Origin of the sequence: Symbiobacterium terraclitae (genome assembly GCF_017874315.1) — a bacterium.
Taxonomy (GTDB): Bacteria; Bacillota; Sulfobacillia; order Symbiobacteriales; family Symbiobacteriaceae; genus Symbiobacterium; species Symbiobacterium terraclitae.
The window spans coordinates 55,176-74,085 of the sequence record NZ_JAGGLG010000013.1 but is presented as its reverse complement, the minus strand read 5'-3'; the positions used below and the strand labels follow the sequence as shown (position 1 = coordinate 74,085).

The 18,910-nt window shown below is 70.2% G+C and carries 15 protein-coding genes and 2 pseudogenes; 5 read left to right on the top strand and 12 right to left on the bottom strand.

Annotated elements, in window-relative coordinates; genetic code table 11:
• Nucleotides 1-780: 780 nt before the first annotated feature.
• Together J2Z79_RS09335 and J2Z79_RS09330 are read right to left on the bottom strand one after the other, a co-directional pair.
• Nucleotides 781-1,773, bottom strand: a complete 993-nt coding sequence (locus tag J2Z79_RS09335; RefSeq protein WP_245302511.1) for a type I phosphomannose isomerase catalytic subunit — start codon at nucleotides 1,771-1,773, stop codon at nucleotides 781-783.
• Nucleotides 1,774-1,892: 119 nt separating this feature from the next.
• The gene (locus J2Z79_RS09330; protein WP_209466597.1) at nucleotides 1,893-3,167 is read right to left on the bottom strand and encodes a glycoside hydrolase family 18 protein; all 1,275 of its coding nucleotides are present in this window, start codon (nucleotides 3,165-3,167) and stop codon (nucleotides 1,893-1,895) included.
• 371 nt (nucleotides 3,168-3,538) lie between these two features.
• Between J2Z79_RS09330 and J2Z79_RS09325 the strand changes: the two genes are divergently transcribed.
• Nucleotides 3,539-4,321: a ZIP family metal transporter gene (locus tag J2Z79_RS09325; RefSeq protein ID WP_209466596.1), complete on the top strand. Its 783-nt coding sequence runs from the start codon at nucleotides 3,539-3,541 to the stop codon at nucleotides 4,319-4,321.
• 87 nt (nucleotides 4,322-4,408) lie between these two features.
• Here J2Z79_RS09325 and J2Z79_RS09320 read toward each other — a convergent pair whose 3' ends face one another.
• The 3 genes from J2Z79_RS09320 to J2Z79_RS09310 form a co-directional block, all read right to left on the bottom strand.
• The gene (locus J2Z79_RS09320; RefSeq protein ID WP_342589458.1) at nucleotides 4,409-5,110 is read right to left on the bottom strand and encodes a uracil-DNA glycosylase; all 702 of its coding nucleotides are present in this window, start codon (nucleotides 5,108-5,110) and stop codon (nucleotides 4,409-4,411) included.
• Nucleotides 5,111-5,565: 455 nt separating this feature from the next.
• Nucleotides 5,566-7,236 carry a glycerol-3-phosphate dehydrogenase/oxidase gene (locus tag J2Z79_RS09315; RefSeq protein WP_209466595.1) on the bottom strand — a complete coding sequence of 557 codons (1,671 nt, stop codon included), beginning with the start codon at nucleotides 7,234-7,236 and terminating at the stop codon, nucleotides 5,566-5,568.
• A 34-nt stretch (nucleotides 7,237-7,270) separates the two neighbouring features.
• The gene (locus tag J2Z79_RS09310; RefSeq protein WP_209466594.1) at nucleotides 7,271-8,686 is read right to left on the bottom strand and encodes an FAD-binding oxidoreductase; all 1,416 of its coding nucleotides are present in this window, start codon (nucleotides 8,684-8,686) and stop codon (nucleotides 7,271-7,273) included.
• Nucleotides 8,687-9,163: 477 nt separating this feature from the next.
• Between J2Z79_RS09310 and yhfZ the strand changes: the two genes are divergently transcribed.
• Nucleotides 9,164-10,066 (top strand): GntR family transcriptional regulator YhfZ, encoded by a 903-nt coding sequence (gene yhfZ, locus J2Z79_RS09305; RefSeq protein ID WP_209466593.1) that lies wholly within the window; start codon nucleotides 9,164-9,166, stop codon nucleotides 10,064-10,066.
• A 67-nt stretch (nucleotides 10,067-10,133) separates the two neighbouring features.
• On the opposite strand, the gene J2Z79_RS09300 is transcribed toward yhfZ, so the two are convergent.
• Nucleotides 10,134-10,673, bottom strand: coding sequence for a hypothetical protein (locus J2Z79_RS09300; RefSeq protein ID WP_209466592.1), 540 nt, complete (start codon nucleotides 10,671-10,673; stop codon nucleotides 10,134-10,136).
• Between the two features lie 179 nt (nucleotides 10,674-10,852).
• On the opposite strand from J2Z79_RS09300, the gene hflK reads away from it, so the two are divergent.
• Nucleotides 10,853-11,773 (top strand): FtsH protease activity modulator HflK, encoded by a 921-nt coding sequence (gene hflK / locus J2Z79_RS09295; protein WP_342589457.1) that lies wholly within the window; start codon nucleotides 10,853-10,855, stop codon nucleotides 11,771-11,773.
• Nucleotides 11,770-12,684: a protease modulator HflC gene (hflC, locus tag J2Z79_RS09290; protein ID WP_209466591.1), complete on the top strand. Its 915-nt coding sequence runs from the start codon at nucleotides 11,770-11,772 to the stop codon at nucleotides 12,682-12,684. Before hflK ends, hflC begins: the two co-directional genes overlap by 4 nt.
• An 81-nt stretch (nucleotides 12,685-12,765) precedes the next feature.
• Here hflC and J2Z79_RS18415 read toward each other — a convergent pair whose 3' ends face one another.
• The 4 genes and pseudogenes from J2Z79_RS18415 to J2Z79_RS18410 form a co-directional block, all read right to left on the bottom strand.
• On the bottom strand, nucleotides 12,766-13,071 hold the full coding sequence (locus J2Z79_RS18415) for a hypothetical protein (RefSeq protein WP_245302509.1): 306 nt from the start codon (nucleotides 13,069-13,071) through the stop codon (nucleotides 12,766-12,768).
• A gap of 46 nt (nucleotides 13,072-13,117) precedes the next feature.
• Nucleotides 13,118-13,645, bottom strand: a pseudogene (locus J2Z79_RS19285) (RNA polymerase sigma factor); the annotation flags it as partial.
• 179 nt (nucleotides 13,646-13,824) lie between these two features.
• Nucleotides 13,825-14,268 (bottom strand): GNAT family N-acetyltransferase, encoded by a 444-nt coding sequence (locus tag J2Z79_RS09280; protein WP_209466589.1) that lies wholly within the window; start codon nucleotides 14,266-14,268, stop codon nucleotides 13,825-13,827.
• Between the two features lie 13 nt (nucleotides 14,269-14,281).
• Nucleotides 14,282-15,778, bottom strand: a pseudogene (locus tag J2Z79_RS18410) (DNA translocase FtsK); the annotation flags it as partial.
• A gap of 955 nt (nucleotides 15,779-16,733) precedes the next feature.
• Here J2Z79_RS18410 and J2Z79_RS09270 point away from each other — a divergent pair.
• Nucleotides 16,734-17,024 carry a hypothetical protein gene (locus J2Z79_RS09270; RefSeq protein ID WP_209466631.1) on the top strand — a complete coding sequence of 97 codons (291 nt, stop codon included), beginning with the start codon at nucleotides 16,734-16,736 and terminating at the stop codon, nucleotides 17,022-17,024.
• 282 nt (nucleotides 17,025-17,306) lie between these two features.
• Here the strand turns inward: J2Z79_RS09270 and J2Z79_RS09265 are convergent, their stop codons facing one another.
• Entirely contained in the window at nucleotides 17,307-18,116 is an 810-nt protein-coding gene (locus J2Z79_RS09265; RefSeq protein WP_342589456.1) for an ABC transporter permease, read from the bottom strand.
• 6 nt (nucleotides 18,117-18,122) lie between these two features.
• Nucleotides 18,123-18,899 carry an ABC transporter ATP-binding protein gene (locus tag J2Z79_RS09260; protein WP_209466588.1) on the bottom strand — a complete coding sequence of 259 codons (777 nt, stop codon included), beginning with the start codon at nucleotides 18,897-18,899 and terminating at the stop codon, nucleotides 18,123-18,125.
• Nucleotides 18,900-18,910: the final 11 nt, after the last annotated feature.

Sequence of the window (18,910 nt, the reverse complement as noted above, 5' to 3'; positions counted from 1 at the left end):
CGCTGGGCTCGCAGGGGACCCTCCGCTTCTAGGGGCGCTGCGCTCCCAGGGGGCGCTGGGCTCGCAGGGGGCGCTCCGCTCGCAGGGGGCCCTCCGCTTCTAGGGGCGCTGCGCTCGCAGGGGCCCTGCGCTCCCCCGGGGCTCCGGAGGGGGCCGCCGAGAATAGGGGGAAGTTGGAACCCTATTTTTCACCGATTACAGGGAAACTGGCACCCTATCTGTCGCCGCGAATACCCCTGGGGAGTATGTTGGGGCGCCAAAATGGCCTCTCGTACTACCCGGGGGCATCCTTTTCGCCGTCCTCCAGGGAGGCAGGCCCCTCGCCAGCGGGAATAGGGGGACAGTTTCCCTGTATTTCGTGAAAAATACCGTTCCATTTTCCCCCTATTGTCGGGAGGCACCGCCTGCCCCTGTTCGCCCGGGCTTGGCCGGAGCCGCAGGCCGCTCCTGAGACCTTTACTTCGTGCCCCCGGGCATTGTCACCACCCGGGGCATCCGCCCTGAAGCTGATCCTGCAAGAGGCGGGTGGCTTGTTGATCAGCGCCGGTGGTCCCCGGCGGGCGCGAGAGAGCCCCTGCGCCGGGCGACGGCTCAGGGGCTCACGTGCTCAGGGGCTCACGTGCTCAGGGGCCCACGTGCTCAGGGGCTCACGTGCTCAGGGGCTCACGTGCTCAGGGGCTCACATGCTCAGGGGCTCACGTGCTCAGGGGCTCACGTGCTCAGGGGCTCACGTGCTCAGGGGCTCACGTGCTCAGGGGCCCACGTATCTCCGAGGGCAGCTCAGGGCATCCGCACGCGCAGGGCGCTGAACTCGCCCGTGAGGCGGTACCGGCCCATTTCGGCGGGGAGGAGCCACGTCTGGCCGGCGGCCACCGGTTCCACGCCTTCCCGGAACCACTCGATGGTGCCCGTGCCCTCCAGGATCATCAGCACTTCGAATGTGTTCGGGTCGGTGGCCCCGTACCAGCAGTTCATGCACCGTCCGTACTCGGTGATGAAGTAGGGCGAGGTAACCAGGGGCTCCCACCGGTTGGGCTCGGGCGTCCGGAGCCGGCTGGGGGCAGGCGGCGGAGCGTAGCTGGCGCAGGCGAGGGCCTGCTCGATGTGCAGCTCGCGCGGCTTGCCGTCGAGGCCGGGACGGTCGTAGTCGTACAGGCGGTACGTGGTGTCGGAGGACTGCTGGATCTCCGCCACCAGCAGCCCGGCACCCAGGGCGTGGACCACGCCGGCGGGTACGTAGTACACGTCGCCGGGGCGCGCGGTGACCGAGCGCAGCGCCTCCATCGTGCGGCCCTGCGCGACGGCCCCGGCGAGACCGGCGCGGGTCGTGCCGTCCGCCAGGCCGTGGATCAGCCTCGCACCGGGCTCTGCGTCGAGCACCACCCACATCTCGCTCTTGCCCAGCTCGCCGGGGGGAAGGCCCGGGAAATCGTCGCCGGGGTGCACCTGGACCGAGAGGTCATCCCGTGCGTCCAGGAGCTTGAAGAGGAGCGGGAACTCACCGGTGCGGGGATGTACGCCCTTCCTGCCCAGCAGGAGCTGGTCGCCCCGGTCGGGGTAAGCCTCTGCAAGGCGCTGACGGAGGCTCTGGATGGTCTCGCCCCGGAACGGACCGTTGGCGATGGGGGTCCGGCCCTGGGGATGGTCGCTCAGCACCCAGGCCTCGCCGATGGGGCCGGGGGGCAGGTCGGGGAACCACCGGGACAGGCGGCGGCCGCCCCACACACGTTCCTTGAACAGGGGTGAGAACCGGAGAGGATACAGCAGCGACAATCCACCCCACCTCTTTCGCGGAGGTTACCTCTATATCTTACCACGCGGATCAAGCCCCCGCCGGAACTGGTGAAGTCCGGACGGGGGCTCACGGGTCCGCGCCCCGGCGTCTCCGGAGGTCAGAGCAGGCGGCGGACGCGGAAGTTGTCCTGCAGGAGCGGCAGGTTTTGCGGGAACGGGTTTCCCAGGACCCAGTATGAAACCCCGCGCAGCCCGTACTCCTTCACGGTGTCGAACTTCGCCTGCAGGCTGCGGGCGTCCTCAAACCAGACGATGTGCTCCCGGCCCTGTGCATCCCAGTAGCGGTAGTAGGGCGACTGGGCGTCCTGGTCGAACTGGATTGCGGCGCCGACGTCGATTGCCCGGTTGACGGCGGTGACCGGGGAGAAGGTCTCGGCGCGCGTGACGCCCCGCTCGTAGGGCAACCGCCAGTCCCGGCCGTAGGTGGGGATCCCCATCATGATCTTGCTCCGGGGGATGGCGGTCACGGCGTAGTCCAGCACCTGGCGGACCTGCCGCAGGGGGGCGATGGCCATGGGCGGACCGGTCACGTAGCCCCACTCGTAGGTCATCAGGACCACGAAGTCGCAGACCTCGCCGTGCACCGGGTAATCGTGGGCCTCATACAGCAGCCCGGGCTGACCGGCCGAGATCTTGGGAGCCACCGCGGTCGACAGGCTGAACCCCTCGGCGTGCAGCCGGGGCCGCAGCCTCCGCAGGAAGTTGTTGTAGGGCTCCCGGTCGCTGGGGTAGACGTACTCGAAGTCGACGTTGAGTCCGGCATACCCCTGCACGCGCAGGATGATCACCAACTCGTCGATGGCCCGCGCGACGGCCGCGTCGTTGTTCAGGAACGCCGAGGCCAGGTCCGAGCTGAAGGTGGACCCCCGGAAGTTCGTCAACGTGAGGAGCGCGGCGGCCCCGCCCCGGTTGGCGGCGGCGATGAAGTTCTCGGCCCTGGGCGGCACCACGTCGCCGTCCTCGGTAACGGCCGCGCTGAACATGCTGATGTAGGTTAAGTACGGCGCCGCTTCGGCGGTGTAGGACACGTTGCCCGTGGCCAGGTTGGCCTGGTATGCGTTGGCCTCGATGACCGGCCGATCTCCCCTGGGGATGACCAGGATCTGGCCGGGGTAGATGAGGTTGACGTTGGTGAGCCGGTTCTCGCGGGCGATGGCGTCGATGGTGGTGCCGTACGTCTGCGCGATGCGCCACAGGGTCTCCCCCGGGCGCACCACGTGCCGGCGCTCCACCGGGATGAGCAGGGCCAGGCCCGGGACCAGCCGGTTGGGATCCCGGAGGCCGTTCAGCGCGGCGATCTGCTCGGTTGTCACCCCATAGCGGCGGGCGATCTGCCAGAGCGACTCGCCGGGCCTTACGACGGCGATTTCCATGTCACTCACTCCCTCGGGTCCATCGTATGCCCCGGGGACGGGCGGGGGTGCCCGGGGAGGGAGCCCGTACCTGATTGCCCTCGGGCGTGGACGAGGAGAAGTGCCGGGGCGTGAGCGCGGAGCCCGCACTCAGGTACCCTGGGGTGCACACGAGCCGGAGTATCGGGGGTGTGACCGAGGAGCCCAAACTCACGTACCACGGGGGTGCGTACGAGGGGGTTCCCGGTTGGGTGAGGAACCCAGACTCAGGCACCCTCGGGCGCGCAGCGGGGAAGGTGCCGGGGAGGAGCGGTGGAAGTCGCACCAGGAAGCGGGATGGTTACAGTGGTATGTAACACGTGGTAAAATGCACCCGGGAGGTCGGTAAACCGATGACTGGGTTGCTGAGTGCAAACCCGATCGTCCTCGGGTTGGTGGCCAGCCTGGCGGCGGGTCTGGCGACAGTTGTTGGAGCGGTTCCGGCCGTCATCACCCGCAAGGTATCGCCACGCATCTACGACGGCATGCTCGGAATGGCCGCGGGCGTCATGCTGGCGGCCACGGTCTTCAGCCTGCTCATCCCGGCAATGGAGAGGGCCGGCGGCGGCCTGCGCGGCGCGCTGGTGGCCGGAGCCGGCCTCTTCCTGGGAGGTCTGTTCCTCGACCTGGTGGACCGCTACTCGCCCCACCAGCACTTCATCAAAGGGCCGGAAGGCGGTGCGGCCACCTCGACCCTGCAGCGTATCTGGCTGTTCATCATCGCCATCACGATCCACAACTTCCCCGAAGGGCTGGCCGTGGGCGTCGGCTTCGGGAGCGGCGACCTGGGCAGCGGCCTGAGCCTGGCCGCCGGCATCGGCATCCAGAACGTCCCCGAGGGGATGGCGGTGGCGCTGGCGCTCCTGGCCGAGCGCTACCCGGTGGGGCAGGTCTTCTTCATCACGCTCCTCACCGGGTTGGTCGAGCCAGTGGGCGGGCTGCTGGGCGTGGCCGCCGTCACGCTGGCAAACCCCATCCTCCCGTGGGCGCTGGCCTTCGCCGGCGGGGCGATGCTCTTCGTCATCAGCGACGAGATCATCCCCGAGACGCACGAGCGCGGCAACGAGCGCACCGCCACGTACATGCTGCTGGTCGGCTTCATCATCATGATGCTGCTGGACACCACGCTGGGGTAAGGGTCCCGGGTCTGCACGACGGCGAACCATGCACGGATGGCCCGGCACCGCACGACGGCGCAACGCGCACTGGGGTCCCGGACCGCACTAGGGCGAGGCGTCCACCAGCTCCCGCGCCCGCGCGAATATGGTCCGCCACATCACCGGGGTGAGCACCCCGGTGTTTGTGTTCTGCCTGCTGGGGTGGTAGCTGCAGAGCAGCACCGGCAGCCCGGGGAAGTGGTACTCGGCTCCGTGGCGGAAGGCGGGCCGGCCGAGGTCGTGCCCCTGTGCGCGCCGGAGGCGGACGTAGGTGTCGAAGGCGATCCGCCCCAGCGCCAGGACCACCCGAACGTTGGGGAGCAAGCCGAGCTCCGCCTCCAGGTGGGGGAGGCAGGCGGCGATCTCGGCCGCGGTCGGCTTGTTGTCCGGCGGCGCGCACCGCACGACGTTGCTCACGTAGGCATCCGTCAACTGCAGGCCGTCGTCCCGGCTCACCGCCTGGGGCTGGTTGGCGAAGCCGGCGTCGAAGAGGGCGCCGTAGAGCCAGCGGCCGGAGTCGTCTCCGGTGAACATGCGGCCGGTGCGGTTGGCGCCGTGGGCGCCCGGTGCGAGGCCGAGGATCAGCAGGCGGGCTGCGGGATCGCCGAAGCCGGGAACCGGGCGGGCCCAGTACTCCTGGTCTCGATAGCGGCGGACGCGGATGCGCCCCACCTCCGCGCAGTACGCACGGAGGCGGGGGCAGCGCTCGCAGGCGATGATCTCCTTGGCGAGTAGTTCGAGGTTGCTCATGCGGGAGAGGTTCGGCACCGGAGGCCGTGCTCCCTGCAGCGCGTGAACGCTGACGGGTCACCGTCACCTGCGGTGATCGGTCCCGGCGGTGTCCGCCAGCACCCCTGCTCGTGGCGTCCGCCGTCATCGGGCCCGGTGGCGTCCGACGGCGGCCCGCGCCGTGCTGTCCGCCGTCATCGGGCCCGGTGGCATCCGCCGTCGTCCCGCCCCGTGCTGTCCGCCGTCATCGGGATCGGTGGTGTCCGACGTCGGCCCGCGCCGTGATGTCCGCCGTCATCGGGATCGGTGGCGTCTGACGTCGGCCCGCCCCGTGCTGTCCGCAGTCATCGGGATCGGTGGCGTCCGACGTCGGCCCGCGCCGTGCTGTCCGCCGTCATCGGGATCGGTAGCGTCCGACGGCGGCCCGCGCCGTGCTGTCCGCCGTCATCGGGCCCGGCGGTGTCGGCCGTCGTCCCGCACCAGGCGTTCGGATGCTATCCCACGGGCTCTGCGGCAGCCGCCACGCGGTGCACGGCGTGGCGATCGGCCACCGCGCGGTACGCCTCCATCTCGGCGGCGCGCTTCTCCTCGCTCCAGCCCAGCAGGTCGCCCATGATCCGGGCGGCCTCGGGTGCGGCGGCGCGGCCCTGGTCGTTGCTGAACAGCAGCAGGGCCGAGCGGCGGTCCATGAAGTCGGTGAGGGTGAGCGCCATCTCCTGCTCCACCGCCAGGCGGACTTCGCCGCGCAGGGCGGGCGCGCCAGGGGCCAGGGGCTGCAGCCAGGCGGGGTCCTCGGCCCCGTAGGCCAGGAGCGTCTCCATGCCCCCGCCGTAGAGCCAGGCGATGCGGTCGGTGGCCCGGGCGGGGACGCCGGCCGCGTCGTACGCAGCGAGCATCCGGTCCCGGAATGCGCCGAACCCGGCCGCGCCGACCCGTCCGCCCGGAAGGGGCTCGGCGGCGGTCCGGCGGTTGTCGCCCAGGTCTCGCCCCAGCTCCCGGGCCACCTGGGTCATGACCCGGTTGGCCATCTGCCGGTACGTCGTCAGCTTGCCGCCGACGATGGCGAGCAGGCCCGGCTGGATGCGCCACACCTCGTCGTGCCGGGAGGTGTCGCGCGGGGACCTGCCCGGCTGCGCGATCAGCGGCCGGACGCCGGCCCAGGTGGCGACGATGTCGTCCTCCGTGATGCCGGCCTCGGGGAAGGAGGACTGCACCAGGTGCAGCAGGTGCCCGACGGCGGCGGGGTCGGCCTCCGGGGCGTCGATGCTGCCCGCGTACTGCACGTCCGTGGTGCCCACGTAGACGTACCCCCAGCGGGGGATGGCGAACCCCATGGTGCCGTCCGGGAGCCGCAGGGTGACGGCCCCCGCCAGCGGCAGGCGGTCCGCCGGCAGGAGCAGGTGCACCCCCTTGCTGAGCAGCAGGTGCTTGGGGGGCGACATCGAACCGGCGGCGAGCGTCTGCTCCGCCCACGGCCCCGTGGCGACGACCACCACGCGGGCGGTCACGGGGAAGGCGTTCCCGGAAAGGGCGTCCTCCACGGTAGCGCCCACCACCCGGTCGCCGTCCTGCAGGAAGCCGGTGGCGCACACGTGGTTGGCCACCGCTGCGCCCAGTTCGGCGGCAGCGCGGGCGTTCTCCATCGTCAGGCGGGCGTCGTCGGTGATGTACTCACCGTAGACGATGCCGCCGGTCAGGGGTTCGCGCAGCCCGGGGGCCCACTCCCGCACGGCGACCGGGTCGAGCATGCGGTGCTTCTCGCCCGGCGAGACGCCGGCCAGCCGGTCGTACAGGATGAGACCGGCCCGGTAGAAGGCCGTGCTGTCGCCCCGGAAGAGGGGGAAGACGAAGGGCAGCGGGTGGACGAGGTGGGGGGCGATGTGCCGGAGCACCGCCCGCTCCCGGGCGGACTCCCGCACCAGGCGGACCTCACCGTAGGCCAGGTAGCGCAGGCCGCCGTGGACCAGCTTGGAGGAGCGGCTGGACGTGCCGTGCCCGAAGTCCTCCTTCTCCACCAGGGCCACGCGGAGCCCGCGCAGGGCCGCGTCGCGGGCGAGACCCGCTCCGGTGATGCCGCCGCCGACGACCAGCAGGTCGAACGTCTCCGCTGCCAGCCGCTGCAGCGCGGCCGCACGGCCCGCTGCGCTGAACGGATACTGGGTCACCGCAACCACCTCCTTCGGGTGCACCAGGGGGCCGTCACTCGGGCGGAAGGAGGGTGCCCGGGTTCATCACGCCGCCCGGGTCCAGGGCCTGCTTCAGCCGGCGGAGCAGCGGCCAGGCGCTGCCCAGCTCCTCCGGCACCCAGCGGGCCCGGAGCTTGCCGATGCCGTGGTGGTGGCAGATGGTGCCGCCGCACTCCCGCGTGATCGCCATCACCCGCTCCCAGACCGACCAGTAGACCCGCTCCACCTCGGCGGGGTCCCGCGGCGGTTGGGCGCCGAAGATGAAGTAGAGGTTGGTGCCCTGGATGTAGCTGTGGGAGGAGTGGCCCATGATGATGACGAGCTCTGGCACCTCGGCCCTCACCCGGGTCGTCACCTGCTCGTAGATGTCGGCGATGCGGGTCCAGGGGGCGGCCACCTCGATGGTGTCGACGATGATGCCCATGTTGATGTACTGGTCGAACTCGTGGACGTCGTTGCGCCGCTCCAGCCAGAGCTCCACCGGCCGCTCGCCCATGGGGCGGCCGCCGCCGTCCCGCACAATCGCGTCCAGCGCGGCGCCCTCCACGGCGGGGCAGCCCGACGGTCCCTCGGAGAGCAGAATCAGGAGCGCCTCCTCCCCTGGCATGGTATCCTGCAGCAGCCGGGCGGCCTCGATGAAGTCGATGAGGCGGACCACCGCCGGCTTCCAGCCGGCCTGCATGAACCGCTGGATGATCGCCAGGCCCTGCCGCATGGAGGGCACGGCGTAGGCCTGCATCCAGCGCTCGGCGGGCTTCGGGAAGAGCTTGAGGGTCACCTCGGTGATCACGCCGAGCGTGCCCTCGGAGCCGATCCAGAGGTGGCGCAGGTCGGGGCCGACCGCGCGCCGCGGCACGCAGTGGACGCGCACCACCTCGCCGGACGGCAGCACCGCCTCCAGCCCTGCCAGCATGTCCTCGATGTTGCCGTACTTGGTGGAGAACTGCCCGGCGCTGAAGGTGGCCACCAGCCCGCCCACCTGGGCCACGTCGATGGACTGGGGGTAGTGGCCGGTGATGAAGCCCCGCTCATTCACCCAGCGCTCCAGGTCGGCCAGCAGGACGCCCGGCTGCACCGTGACCGTCATGTTGTCGGCGTCGAGGGAGAGGATCTGGTTCATCGCACCCAGATCGAGCACGACGCTCTCCGCGGTGGGGACCGCCCCGCCGGTGACGCCGGAGCCGCCGCCGTAGGGCACGACGGGGACGCCCCGCTCGCTGAGGTACGCCAGGGCCCGGGCGACCTCGGCGGTGGACCGGGGGCGCAGGACCAGGCGCGGCAGGACCGGCTGCGCGCCCGCCACCTGCTGGACCAGCCGCAGCGGCCACGTGTCCACGGCGCGCTGGGTGAGTTGCTCGGGCTCGGTGAGGACGCGGTCCTCCCCGAGCAGCGCCTTCAGTTCGCCGGCGAGGGTCTGCGTGCTGATCATGCGGGATCACTTCCTCTCAGGTTAGTCGCACGTCGGAGGAAACCGGGGCCGGATATCGTACAGAAACCTGTACGATTGGGCGCACAGAGAGACGGCACGACCGAGGACGCCCCGGACCCGATTACCGGGAGTCGACCGGGGTGCAGGCAGCCGCACTTCACGGCGCGGTGTGAAGGTTCCCTCATCACATGAGGGTTCGCCCCGGGCGGTCGGGTTTCCTTCATTGCAAGGGAATTCGCACGTGTTCGGGCGACTGCGGCGGCAGGGGCTCCCGGCGCGGAAGGTGAAGCCGGCCCGCGCGCGGAGTCGCCGCTGTGTAGCGGGTGTGCGCGCGGCGGACAACCGACTCGCTCCCCGGCGAAAACGGCGGAGGGGAGGCGGGAGCGCCCGCGCGGCCAGCACGTCATGCAGAGGCTGCAGGCGCCTTTGTCTGCTACAATAGACTTGTTTCATCGCCTGATGAGGGAGGTGGAGGCCGTGCTCCACCGGTACGGCTCCGTGGCCGAGGAGCTGGCGCGCCGGCTGGCGGCGCACCGGGTGGGCGACCGCCTGGCGTCCGTGGGCGAGCTGGCCGCCGAGTTCGGCACGGGCCGCGGGACCGTCCAGGCCGCCCTGAAGCTGCTGACCGACGAGGGGGCCGTGGCGCTGGAGCGCCGGGGCAGCCTGGGGTCGTTCATCACCCGGCTGGACTACCCCAAGCTGATGGCCCGCGCCGGGCTGGCCACCGTCATCGGCGTCATGCCCGTGGCCTACTCGCTCCACTTCGCCGGCCTGGCCACGGGGCTGACGCGCGCCTTCGCACAGGCTGAGATCCCGCTGGTGCTGGCGCAGGTGCGCGGCGGGCGCAGCCGCGTCCAGCTCCTGCGCACCGGGCGGTTCGACTTCGCCATCGCCTCCCGCATGGCCTGGGAGGCGGAGGCTGGCGCGGGCGACCTGCGGCTGGTGCTCTCCTTCGGCCCGGGGTCCAGCGTGGGTGAGCACGTCCTGCTCGTGCGTGCGGATGCCGACGGCATCGCCGACGGGATGCGGGTCGGCGTGGACCCCGCTTCCCATGACCATATGCGGCTGACCCTCGACGAGTGCCGGGGCAGGTCGGTGGAGATGGTCGAAATCTCGTACGGCCAGGCGATGTCGCTGCTGCTGCGCGGCCAGATCGACGCCACCGTCTGGGACGGCGGGGCGCCGCTGGTCCCGCCCGGGCTCAAGACGCTGCCGCTGCGGCGGCAGAAGAGCCCCCCTGCGGGCGACACGGAGGCCGTCATGCTGGTCCGGTCCGCGGATGCCTCGCTGGCCGCCCTCCTGCGCGCCCGGATCCGGCCCGAGGCCGTGGTGGCCGTGCAGCGGCGGGTGCTCTCGGGCGAGGAGCTGCCCGCCTTCTAAGGACAGGGGGGGCCCCGTTGCCGCGGCGCATCGTTGCCGTTCGCCGCCGGTGCTGCATCGTGTGTCGTCAGTGCGGTCCGGGGGCCGGCGGGAGGGCGATGGTGCTCTCCTGCGCCGGGGGCTCCTGGTCGCGCGCTTCCTCCGGACGGGGCTCGGGCCTGGCCTCAGACCCCGGGAACCCGGAGGTGGCCTGATGGCGCATGCGGTTCTCCTCCGCCTTGATGGCCTGCTCCAGCAGCGCGATGTGGAGCGCCGTGTACGCCTTCTGCCGCTGGTGGATGTAGAAGCCGAGCAGCACGAAGGTGGCGAACAGCAGCCAGAACAGGAAGATCTGCCAGATGGGCAGCTGGTTGAACAGCTCCTGGAGCCGGGAGCTGACGATCAGGCCGAAGAACGGGATCGCGGAGAGCGCGAGCGGGATCATCCCGATGCCGCTCTCCTCCTTCTTTGCCCAGGCCAGCATGAGGTGTCGCTCTTCCTGGGTGAGTCGCGCGTAGTACGTCGCGATCTCCCTGACGTGGTCGAGCCGTTGTACGGGGCCCGGCGGCGGGTCTGGATACTCCTGCCGGAGGGCCCGGTAGAAGCGGTCCACGTCGCCACGCAGCATCACCCACACCTCCTGCGCCGTAGTATGCCCGATGGGGGGAGCGCCGGGCCGGCGCACTGCGCTCCGCAGGCGAACGTCAGCAGGTGCTGAAGAAATCGGGCATTCCCCTGAACCAATCGCCCGGTGTCCCGCATCTTTTACCTGGAATGGTCAAGGTGTGATCAAAGGAGGTCGAGCAGGTGCGACTGATACGGCGAGCGCTTCTGGGGCTGCTGCTGGTGGCCCTCGTGGCCGACCTGGCGCTGACGACGTGGTTCCGCGTGGAGGAGCACGAGTCGGCGCTGGTGCTGACGATGGGGCGCGCCACCCGGCAGGTGGAGAAGGGCCTGCACACCAAGCTGCCCTGGCCGCTGGAGACGGTGGTGGTCGTGCCGACGAAGCAGACGCAGGAGCTGCAGTTCGGTTTCCGTGAGCAGGGCGGCCAGGTGAGGCTCGTGGAGGACGAGGCGCTGATGATCACGGGCGACGAGAACCTGGTGTGGGCCGACCTGCTGGTGGAGTGGCGCGTTCAGGACATCCAGCAGTACCTGTTCGCGGTCGATGATCCGGAGCGGCTCCTCCGCAACGCCACGGCCGCTTCGCTGCGCTCCGTCATGGGCACCACGGGCCTCGATTTCGCCATCACCACGGGCAAGTTCGAGATCCAGGACGAGGTGGAGCGCCAGCTGGTCGAGCTGATGAACGCCTACGGCACCGGCATCCAGATCATCGACGTGAAGCTGCAGGACGTGGAGCCGCCGAAGCAGGTCGCGGCCGAGTTCAAGGCGGTCACCGACGCCCGGGAGGCGCAGCAGACCAAGATCAACGAGGCCGGCAAGTACGAGGCCGAGCGCATCCCGCAGGCCCGGGCCGAGGCCCGGCAGCTGCTGGAGCAGGCGGAGGCGCGGAAGCAGGCCCGCATCAACCAGGCCCTGGGCGACGTGGCGCAGTACAAGGCCATCTACGAGGCCTACAAGGCGAACCCGACCGTCACCCGGAAGCGGCTGCTGCTGGAGACGCTGGAGCAGATCCTGCCCGGGGCGGAGATCGTGATCATGGACTCGTCTGACGGCACGGTGAAGTACCTGCCGATCGTGCCGGGAGGGGGTGGCGGACAGTGAATCCCAACCGTGAGCCCATCGAGCTGAAGGTCAATGTGCAGCCCGGCGAGGTCAGGGGGCTCCTGATCTGGATCGCGCTCATCGCACTGGTCTTCGGCGCCCTGAGCCAGGTGATCTTCGTGCGGGAGGACGAGTACCTGGTCATCCGCTCCTGGACCGGCGTCGTGCAGCGGGTCCAGACCGAGGCCGGGCCCACCTTCAAGATCCCGCTGCTGCAGACCGCGCAGACGCTGCCCAAGCACCGCATGGTGTACGACAGCAACCCGGCCGACGTGCTGACGGCCGACCAGAAGCCGATCATCGTCGACCACTACACCGTCTGGCAGATCACCGACCCGCTGCTTTTCGTGCAGAACACCCAGACCACCGTCCGGGCCGAGCAGCGCATCGACGCGGCGGTCTACTCCACCGTGCGCGGCGTGCTGGGCAAGCTCCGGTTCGGTGAGATCATCTCCGAGGGCGAGTCCGCCAGGGGAAACCTGAACGCCCAGGTCACCCAGCTGGTCAACGAGTCGCTGGCCAACTACGGCATCACGGTCCACGACGTGCGGCTGAAGCGGACCGACCTGCCCGAGCAGAACATGGAGTCGGTCTACAACCGCATGAAGTCCGAGCGGTCGAAGATCGCCCAGGACTACCTGTCGCAGGGCGACGAGCAGGCGGCCAACATCCGGGCCCGCACCGACAAGGAAGCGACGCTGATCGTCTCCGAGGCCCGCCGCCAGGCGGCGGAGATCGAGGCCGAGGGCGAGGCCGAGGCCGCGCGGATCTACAACGAGGCCTACGGCGCCGACCCCGAGTTCTACGCCTTCTACCGCACGCTGGAGTCCTACCGGACGACGCTGAACGGCAAGCCGACGATCGTGATCCCGGTCGATTCGCCGTACGCCCGGCTCCTGATGGGCGAGTAGCCGTGACACGAAGCAAGGCGGTGCACGCAGGTGCACCGCCTTGACTGCGCTGGACTGGAGTGTAAGGCCCGGGCCGGTCACTTACTCCTCATCATCCAGTGGGCCGGATCCACCGGTGGAACTCTGTTCCTTCGGCCTTAGGTACTGGGCGAGGAGGGAGGCCAGGGCCCCGATCTCATCCATGTTCGCCTCGTCGGGGTCAAGTTGGGGGAAGAGAGACCCCACGAGTCTGTCGCCCTGCTCCTCGAGCGTGTCAACGCAGCGGTTGTACATCTCCGCCAACGCACGGCTGCTGTCCTCGAGCGCGCCGGTGAGGGACGCGTTCATCGCCACGGCCTTGATCTCTTTCAGGAGCGCGTAGATCGTGTCGGAACCCACCTGCTTCACGCACCTTCTCTCCCTTCCGTGCTTGCCGCATGATCGCAGCCTTGAGCAGTCGCCTGGCCTCGTGGAGACGCCACTTCACACTGCTCGCGGGCAGGCCTGCGATGGCGGCGATCTCTGCATAGGACAGGTGGTGCAGGAACCGCAGTCGCAGGAGCTGCCCGTAGTCAGCCGGCAGGCCCTCCAGGAGGCGGATCACCCAGTTGCGGGTCTCGGCGCGTTCCACGAGTTCCTCCACACTCAGGTGATCTGACGCGATGCACTCCGCGATGTGCAGCCATCCGTCAGCGCTCAGGTACGCCTCCACACGCCGGTGTCTCTGACGGGCCTTACGGAAGTTGACGCATTGGTAGTAGACCAGCGTCCTCAGCCAGGCCGGGAAGCGGTCTCCCCGCTCCAACTGCCACAGCTTCCGGTACACCGCAGACCAGATCTCCTGCACGGCGTCGTCGACGTCCTCGCCGCTGACGTAATGGGCCACGAGTCCTCTGAGGAAGGCGTCGTGCCGCTGCACAAGGCAGGCGAATGCCTCGTGGTCTCCGGCCTGTGCGGCCCCCACCAGGTGCCACTCGCTCATCTGCTCACCCGGCCTTTCACCCTCAATGACAACGCCACCGAGGGAGAAGTTAGGTGCAAGTGCAAACGACGTGCGCGACCTGCGCCTGAGCCCCGGCACCAGTCAGGCCGGACGGGACGGCGCGGGTGAACCGCGGAAAGACCTGGCGGCCCACAGGAGGGCACCGCCAGGTCTTTCCGCTATTCCGCTGCGATCTTCTCCATATGCACATGCGGGATGCCGGCGTCCAGGAAGACCTCGGGCGACGTGGTCCGGTACCCGAGCTTGCGGTAGAACGCCTCGGCGTGGGTCTGAGCGCCCAGAACGAAGCGGCTGAAGCCCATGCTCCGCCCGATCTCCTCCAGGGCCTCGACCACGGCCCGGCCGTAGCCCCCGCCCCGGAACTCGCTCAGCACCGCGATGCGCTGCAGCTTGCCGGTCCGCTCGCCGTAGGGGATGATGCGCCCCGTGGCCACCGGGCGGCCGCCGGGGTCCAGGGCGAGCACGTGGGCAGCGGTCTGGTCGAGGGCGTCCAGCTCCTCCTCGGGCGGGACGCTCTGCTCCTCGATGAACACCTTGCGCCGGATCGCAAAGGCCGCCTCCATCTGCTCCGGCGTGGTCACCCGCACGGTGCGAATCGCCATCTGTGTCACCCCCTCACTCGACCGGCTGGCCGGATCCGGTCCCGCCCGACCGGTTGCCGAACAGCTCGTGCCAGGTGGCCATGGTGGCCAGCACCTCCCGGGGTTTCGAGCCCTGGTGCGGGCCCACCAGACCCATCGCCTCCAGCTCGTCGATCAGGCGTGTGGCCTTGGTGTAGTTGCAGCGCAGCCGCCGCTGCAGCAGGGAGACCGAGGCGTGGCCGTGCTCGATGATGATGCGGGCCGCCTCCGGGAGGGCCTCGTCCACCGCCGTCGAGGACGCCTGCTCCTCTGCGCCGCTTCGGGCCCCGCGGCGGCTGCCGTTCTCCACGGGTACCTCCTGGGCCGTGTACTCCGGGGTGCCCTGGGCCTTCACGAACCGGACCAGCTCCTCCACCGAGGCCTCGCTGATGTAGGCGCCCTGCGCCCGGATCGGCTTGGGGAGGCCGGTGGGGTGGTAGAGCATATCGCCCCGGCCCAGCAGCCGCTCGGCGCCGGCGGCGTCCAGGATCACCCGGGAGTCGACCTGGGACGAGACGGCGAAGGCGATACGGGAGGGGATGTTCGCCTTGATGAGGCCGGTGATCACGTCCACCCGGGGCGACTGGGTCGCGATGACCAGGTGGATGCCGCAGGCCCGGGCCATCTGGGCGAGGCGGCAGATGGCGTCCTCGACGTCCACCGGCGCGACCATCATCAGGTCGGCCAGCTCGTCGATGAAGACGACGATGTAGGGCAGGGGCTGCCGGGAACGGTCGGAACCCGATCCTGTCTCCAGGGCGACCTGCCGGTTGTACTGCTCGATGTTTCGGACGCCGCTCGCGGCGAAGAGCTCGTAGCGGGCCTCCATCTCCTTCACGGCGCCCTTCAGGTAGCCGGCGGCCTTGCGGACGTCGGTGACCACCGGCGCGATCAGGTGGGGGATGCCGTTGTACATGGAGAGCTCGACCATCTTGGGGTCGATCATCAGCATCTTGACCTCGTCGGGCCGGGCCTTGTAGAGCAGGGAGCAGATGATGGCGTTGACGCAGACGGACTTGCCGGAACCCGTGGACCCCGCGATCAGGAGGTGCGGCATCCGGGCCAGGTCGCCCACCACGGGGTGGCCGGAGTTGTCCTTGCCCAGGGCGACGGTCAGCTTCGACGGGCTCTCCTGGAACTCCGGCGACTGGAGGACCTCCCGCAGCGGCACCGCCAGCCGCTCCTTGTTGGGCACCTCGATGCCGACGGCCGACTTGCCGGGGATGGGCGCCTCCACCCGCACGTCGACAGCCGCCAGGGCGAGGGCGATGTCATCCGCCAGGGCGGTGAACTTGTTGACCCGCACGCCCGGCGCCGGCTGCAGCTCGTACCGTGTGACGGCCGGACCGAAGGAGAAGTCCACCACGGTGGCCTCCACGCCGAAGCTGGCGAGGGTCTGCTCCAGCAGGGAGGCGCGCTCGAGGATCTCGTCCTCGGAGAGCCCTCGCTCGCTGGCCGGCAGGGGGAGGAGGTCGAGGGAGGGGAGGACGTATGCGGGCGCGGCCGGCGCGCCCGCGTCAGGCGCCGCCGGTGAGGCGTCCAGCCCCAGGGAGAACCGTTCGGCGGGCGTGAGCCCGGGCAGGCCGGGGCGGACTGGAGCTGCGCCGCCGTCCGCAGCGACCCGGGGATCCGCGGCCACGGCGACTTCGTCGTCCGCCAGGTTCGGCGCGGGCGCAGACTCCGGGACAGCAGACGGTGCGGCGGTTTCGGCTGTCCCGGTGTACGGCGGCTGCGCTGTGATCCCCGGCGCAGAGAAGGGCCTGGGTTGCCACGCAGCCCCGGGAGCGGGCGCTTGCGTGGATTGCGGCGAAGCCCCCGGAGCATGTCCTTGCGTGGATTGCGGCGCAGCCTCTGGAGCATGCGCTTGCGGGGATTGCAGCGCAGCCCCTGGGACCGGCGCGTGGGCGGGGCGCGGCGCGGTCTCCGGTACAGGCGCATGCGCTGGTTGCCGTACAGTGCCCGGTGACGAGATATCCGCCGAATCAGGCGCTGCCCCCGGCGTTGGTACGACGGCCGCGACTCCAAGAATCGACACGCCATTTGATTGCGGTTCGGTCCCGAGTGCCGGTGAGCCCGCCGGTTGCGATGAGATACCGGGCGGCGGTGCATCCGCCGCGTGCGGTGCGGTCCGGGGTGGAGGTGCACCGGTCGCCTGCTGCGCCGCCTCGAGTGTCGGAGCGTCTGTCGGCTGCGATGCGGTCACGGTTGCCGGAGCGCTCGTCGGTTCGGTTGCGAGAACCGGAGCGTCTGCCGGCTGCGATGCGGTCACGGTTGTCGGAGCGCTCGAAGGCTGAAGTTCGGTTGCGCGAACCGGTGCAGCCGTCGACTGCGCCGCGCTCCCCGCCACCGGCGCGTCTTCCTGTGTCCCCTGTTCCGCCTCGGCGGGCTGCGGCTGGGCCCTGCGGGCGGTGTGCTCCATCCCCGCGACGATGGGCCGCGAGGCCGGATTGCCGAAGATGGGCGGCGGGACCGGGGGCGGCATCCGGGACGGCGCCTCGCGGGTGCCGTCGGTCACCAGCCCCTGGGTGGTGAACGCCGTCAGGCGCGGGGCGCGGGCAGGCGGGTGGCTCTGCTGCGCCTGCTGCGCATCGGACTGCGTGCCGGGATACGTGTTGTACGCCTCGCTCACGGCGTTGGGCCGGCGGCGCCGGGATGGCAGGGGCTCGCCGACCGGGTCCGCCACGGATCCCTCCCACCGGCGGGAGGGCGCCGCCGTTCGCCGCGCGGCGCTCCGCTGATTGAGCAGCAGGAGGAAGCAGACCAGCGCGGCGAGGCCGGCGGTCTGCCAGGAACCTGCGTAGCCGAAGCGCCACAAAAGCCACCAGGCGCAGGCGCCCGAGGCCAGGATCAGCAGAGCCCTGCGGTGTACCCGTTGTGACCTGTTTCTGCGAGTCAAGCTGGAACCCCCCTGTCGTCCGGGAAGCCTGCTTTCCTTCCACGGTAAGACGGGGAACTCCTGCCATAAGTTGCGCAAAGCCTCTACCCGGATGGAGCACGGGTCGGGACGGGCCCGGGCGGAGTCAGCTCCGGGTCGGCAGGTGGAGGAGCCGGGCCACGAGCCGCTCCGCCCAGGTCACGGCCAGGTAGAGCACGGCGGAGATCAGCGCGAGGATCACCACCGAGGTCATCACCAGCTGCATCTGGAAGACCTGGCCGCCGTAGATGATCAGGTAGCCCAGGCCCGCCCGGGCGGAGAGGAACTCGCCTACGATCACGCCTACCAGCGTCAGACCGATGTTCACCTTCAGCGCGGCCATCAGGGTGGGCAGCGAGGCGGGGATGACCACCTTCTGCAGGATCTGCGCCCGGGTCGCGCCGAACGTGCGCATGACCAGGATCTGATTCTGCTCCACCTCGCCGAAGCCGGCGTGGAGCATCACGATGGTGACGATCACCGAGATCGCCACGGCCATGCCGTAGACCGACCACTGGTGGCCGAGCCAGATGTAGAAGATGGGGCCGAGGGCGATCTTGGGCAGGGCGTTGAGCACTACCAGGTAGGGGTCGAGCACCGCCGCCAGGGCGGGCCACCACCAGAGCGCCACGGCGACGGCCATGCCCAGCGCCATGCCGACCGCAAAGCCGGCCAGCGTCTCCTGGAGGGTGACCCCCACGTGCCGCCAGAGCGAGCCCGAGGCGGTCAGGTCGAGCAGGGTCCGCCAGACCGCGGAGGGGCGGCTGGTCAGCATCGGGTTCACCCAGTAGCGGGCCGCGGCCAGCTCCCACAGCGCCAGGAAGCCGGCCAACAGGGCCGCCTGGGCGGCCGTCACGGACCAGCGGCGGCGCCGCTGGGCGCGGCGGTACCGGGCAAGCAACTCCTCATCGCGCACGGACGCTCACCTCCCGGGCTGGTCCAGCTCGGACCAGATGCGCTGGAAGTAGCCGCCGTACTCCGGTGCGCTCCGCGCCTTGAACGGAACGGGGCGCTCCGGCCCGGCGAAGGTGATCTCGTGGACCGACTTCACCCGCCCGGGCCGCTGGGAGAGCACGATCACCCGGTCGGACATGGAGATGGCCTCGGAGATGTCGTGCGTGACCAGCAGCGCCGTCTTGTGTTCCGATTTCAGCAGGCTCCACATCTCGTCGGCGAGCATCAGCTTGGTCTGGAAGTCCAGGGCGGAGAAGGGTTCGTCGAGCAGCAGGATATCGGGGTCGATGGCGAGGGTGCGCACCAGCGCGGCGCGCTGGCGCATGCCGCCCGAGAGCTGGTCCGGGTAGGCGTCCGCGAAGGCGGCAAGACCGGTCTTGTGCAGGAGCCGGGCCACCCGTCCCCTGGCCCTGGCCCGGTCCTGCCCCTGCACCTCCGGACCGATCATGCAGTTCTCCCTCACCGTGCGCCACTCGAAGAGGTAGTCCCGCTGGAGCATGTAGCCCACCCGCTGGGAGGGGCCGGTGACCGGCTCGCCGTCCAGCAGCACCCGCCCGGCGGTGGGCCTCAGGATGCCGGCGATGAGGGAGAGGATCGTGGACTTGCCCGACCCGCTGGGGCCGACGATGGAGACGAACTCCCCCGGGTAGACCGCCAGGGAGACTCCGGCCAGCGCCGGCGTGGCCCCCCGGGGGGTGAGGTAGGTCAGGGAGACCTCCTCGAGTGCGATGCGGGGACGGCTCACGTCCAGACCTC

Coding starts and splice junctions, on each gene's coding strand:
- J2Z79_RS09310 (WP_209466594.1), bottom strand. CDS start 8,686: ATGATCAGCACGCAGACCCTCGCCGGCGAACTGAAGGCGCTGCTCGGG.
- J2Z79_RS09300 (WP_209466592.1), bottom strand. CDS start 10,673: ATGCTGCGTGGCGACGTGGACCGCTTCTACCGGGCCCTCCGGCAGGAG.
- J2Z79_RS09280 (WP_209466589.1), bottom strand. CDS start 14,268: ATGGCGATTCGCACCGTGCGGGTGACCACGCCGGAGCAGATGGAGGCG.
- J2Z79_RS09325 (WP_209466596.1), top strand. CDS start 3,539: ATGACTGGGTTGCTGAGTGCAAACCCGATCGTCCTCGGGTTGGTGGCC.
- J2Z79_RS09330 (WP_209466597.1), bottom strand. CDS start 3,167: ATGGAAATCGCCGTCGTAAGGCCCGGCGAGTCGCTCTGGCAGATCGCC.